The 3,401-nt window shown below is 71.9% G+C and carries 4 protein-coding genes; 2 read left to right on the forward strand and 2 right to left on the reverse strand.

What is annotated here, in order from left to right; translation table 11 throughout:
- Both HUV01_RS13975 and HUV01_RS13980 read right to left on the reverse strand, forming a co-directional pair.
- The coding region (locus HUV01_RS13975; protein WP_174298822.1) for a lipopolysaccharide assembly protein LapA domain-containing protein at positions 1-288 on the reverse strand (288 nt) is incomplete at its 3' end.
- Between the two features lie 102 nt (positions 289-390).
- Positions 391-1,083 carry an endonuclease/exonuclease/phosphatase family protein gene (locus HUV01_RS13980; protein ID WP_174298823.1) on the reverse strand — a complete coding sequence of 231 codons (693 nt, stop codon included), beginning with the start codon at positions 1,081-1,083 and terminating at the stop codon, positions 391-393.
- An 85-nt stretch (positions 1,084-1,168) separates the two neighbouring features.
- Between HUV01_RS13980 and ilvD the strand changes: the two genes are divergently transcribed.
- On the forward strand, positions 1,169-2,887 hold the full coding sequence (gene ilvD, locus HUV01_RS13985; protein ID WP_174298824.1) for a dihydroxy-acid dehydratase: 1,719 nt from the start codon (positions 1,169-1,171) through the stop codon (positions 2,885-2,887).
- Between the two features lie 10 nt (positions 2,888-2,897).
- Entirely contained in the window at positions 2,898-3,269 is a 372-nt protein-coding gene (locus HUV01_RS13990; RefSeq protein WP_254606678.1) for a hypothetical protein, read from the forward strand.
- The last annotated feature ends 132 nt before the right edge of the window (positions 3,270-3,401 follow it).

Below are 3,401 nucleotides of genomic sequence, written 5' to 3' on the forward strand. Positions count from 1 at the left end.
CGGCGGCGGCGGGGCGACCGGCGCGGGCGACATCGGCAGCGCGCGCAGCTCGGCCAGCTGGCGTTCCGCCGTGGCGAGCTGCTGGCGCAACCGCCAGCGCGCGATGTGCTGGACGACCAGCGTGGGCAGCAGCCCGACGAGGAACACGATCAGCAGCAGCAGCGGCAGGTTCGTCTCCGCCACCATCCCGCCCCACAGACGGATTGGTACCGTGATCCAGTTGCCCAGCGTGAACACCGCCGCGAGGAACGCGAGCAGGCACCAGAAGAGGATCCTCAGGAATTGCATGGTGCCGGCCGCTCCCGCTGTGTCCGCGATCGGGCCGATGCTATCGTGGCCAGGCCGCCTTGGCCAGCCGCGCGGCGCTGACCCGGACCCGTCGCGCGCGCCTCACGCCGGCGCCAGCGTCGCCCAGATCGGCAGGTGGTCCGACGCCCTGCGCGCCGTGGCGGAGGAATGGACCCCCGCCTCGACGATCCGCAGCCGGGGGGACGCCATGATCCGGTCCAGCCGCCCGATCGGCCGGCGGGCATGGAAGCTGGGGCCGGTGGGCGCGAACCGGTAGTCGCGCGCGAAATCGCGCAGGCAGCCGGACCCGGCGCTCCATTCGTTTAGGTCGCCCATCAGGACCGTCGGCATGACGCGGGAACAGGAGTCGACATGCGCGACGATCGCGCGCGCCTGCCTGCGCCGCCACAGCCCCGACAGGTCGAGGTGCATGCCGACGACGCGGATCGACGCTCCGTCCAGCATCACGTCCGCCATCGCCGCGCCGCGCGGCTCCAGCGCCGGCAGGTGGATCGGCTCGCACGCGAGGATCGTCGCGGACCGGCGGACCAGGATCGCGTTGCCGTGCCATCCCATGCTGGCGGCGCGCAGCCCGACGGGCGCCGCCTTCCAGTCGCCGTGTTCGTCGAGCAGGCGCGGCTCGATCACCTGCACGCGCCGGCCAAGCCGGCGATCCGCTTCCTGGAGCACGATCACGTCCGCGTCGATCTCGCACAGAACCTCCAGGATGCGCTCGGGGCTGCGGCGGCGATCGCTGCCGATGCCCTTGTGTATGTTGTAGCTGGCGACCTTCATCTGGGGACCTTCAACGCCGCATCGCTCCCGATTGTGCCGCGCCTGCGCTATTGCGGCGGGAATGCCGCCGCCTTACCCCCATGCGATGTCCAGTTTCGACAAGTCACGGCTGCCCAGCCGCCACGTATCCGTCGGCCCCGAACGCGCGCCGCACCGGTCCTATTACTATGCGATGGGCCTGACCGAGGAGGACATCGCCAAGCCCTTCGTCGCGGTCGCCTCCGCCGGCAACGACAGCGCGCCGTGCAACATCACGCTGGACGCGCAGGCCGAGGTCGCGCGCGCGGGCGTGATCGCGGGCGGGGGGATGCCCCGACGCTTCAACACCATCACCGTCACCGACGGCATCGCCATGGGGCACCAGGGGATGAAGTCGAGCCTCGTCAGCCGCGAGGTCATCGCCGACTCGGTCGAGCTGTCGGTGCGCGGCCACTGCTACGACGCGCTGGTCGGCTTCGCGGGCTGCGACAAGTCGTTGCCGGGGATGATGATGGCGATGCTGCGGCTCAACGTGCCGTCGATCTTCGTCTATGGCGGCTCGATCCTGCCCGGCCGGTTCGAGGACCGCGACGTGACGGTCGTGGACGTGTTCGAGGCGGTCGGCCGCCATGCCGCCGGCGCCTGCCCGCTCAGTGAGGTCCACGCGCTGGAGAAGGTCGCCTGTCCCGGCGCGGGCGCGTGCGGGGGCCAGTTCACCGCCAACACCATGGCCTGCGTCGCCGAGGCGATCGGGCTGAGCCTGCCCAACAGCAACATGGCCCCCGCGCCCTATGCCAGCCGCGAGCAGATCGCCCACGCCGCCGGCGCACAGGTGATGGAGCTGGTCGAGCGCAACCTGCGCCCGCGCGACATTTGCACGCGCGAGGCGTTCGAGAACGCCGCCCGCGTGGTGGCGGCGACCGGCGGCTCGACCAACGCCGCGCTGCACCTGCCCGCGATGGCGAGCGAGGCCGGGATCGCGCTCGACCTGTTCGATGTCGCCGGGTTCTTCCGCTCGACGCCCTATCTCGCGGACCTGAAGCCTGGCGGCAATTACGTCGCGCGCGACATGCACGAGGCGGGCGGCGTCTACATGCTGATGAAGACGATGCTGGCGGGCGGGCTGCTGCACGGCGACTGCATGACGGTGACAGGCCGCACGCTCGCCGAAAACATCGACCGGGTGACGTGGAACCCCGACCAGAAGGTGATCCGCGAGGTATCCGCGCCGCTGTCGCCGACCGGCGGCGTCGTCGGCCTGCGCGGCACCCTCGCCCCGGACGGCGCGATCGTGAAGGTCGCGGGCATGCACCGTCTCCTGTTCGAGGGGCCGGCGCGCGTGTTCGACCGCGAGGAGGACGCGTTCGCCGCCGTCGAGGCGCGCAGCATCCGCGAGGGCGAGGTGGTGGTGATCCGCTACGAGGGACCCAAGGGCGGGCCGGGGATGCGCGAGATGCTGTCGACCACCGCCGCGATGTACGGGCTCGGCATGGGCGAGAAGGTGGCGCTGGTGACGGACGGCCGGTTCTCGGGCGCGACGCGCGGCTTCTGCATCGGCCATGTCGGACCCGAAGCCGCCGACGGCGGACCGATCGCGCTGGTCGAGGATGGCGACCCGATCCGGATCGACGCCGAGGCGGGCACGATCGATCTGCTGGTGGATCCCAACGTCCTCGCCGACCGCCGCGCGGCGTGGGAAGCACCCGTCAACGCCTATGGCTCGGGCGCGCTGTGGCGCTATTCCCGGACGGTCGGCCCGGCGCGCACCGGCGCGCTGACGCATCCGGGCGCGGCGGCGGAGAGGCATGTCTATGCCGATATCTAGGGCGGCCGTCATGATGTCGCTGGCCCTCACCGCCTGCGGTCGCGCACCCGACCAGCCCAAAGCTCTCACGAACGCCGAAGCAGCCGCAAATGCGCAGGCAACGGACGACAACCGCATCGCCTGCGCCACCGGCGGTGCGGCGGCGATGACGCGCGTCTGCACCGTTGGCCGCGAGACGACGCCGCGCGGCCTGGTCCTGATGCTCCACCATGCCGACGGCGGCTTCCACCGCCTGCTCGTCACCACGGACGGGCGCGGCGTGGTCGCCGCCGATGGCGCGCAGGGAGCGACGGTGATGGTGGTGAGCGCCGACGAGATCGAGGTGAGGATCGGCGCAGACCGCTATCGCCTGCCCGCGACGGTGGGAAAGCCGAAGGCGTGAACCCGATCGGCGGCATGCCCGTCCTGACCGCCGCGCGGATGCGCGAGGCGGAGGCGCTGGCCGTGGCGCGCGGCACAAGCCTCGCCACGCTGATGGACCGGGCGGGGCAGGGCGTCGCCCGGGCCGTTCGCC

It is taken from the genome of Sphingomonas bacterium, assembly GCF_903643035.1.
GTDB lineage: Bacteria > Pseudomonadota > Alphaproteobacteria > Sphingomonadales > Sphingomonadaceae > Sphingomonas.

Coding starts and splice junctions, on each gene's coding strand:
- HUV01_RS13980 (WP_174298823.1), bottom strand. CDS start 1,083: ATGAAGGTCGCCAGCTACAACATACACAAGGGCATCGGCAGCGATCGC.
- HUV01_RS13990 (WP_254606678.1), top strand. CDS start 2,898: ATGATGTCGCTGGCCCTCACCGCCTGCGGTCGCGCACCCGACCAGCCC.
- ilvD (WP_174298824.1), top strand. CDS start 1,169: ATGTCCAGTTTCGACAAGTCACGGCTGCCCAGCCGCCACGTATCCGTC.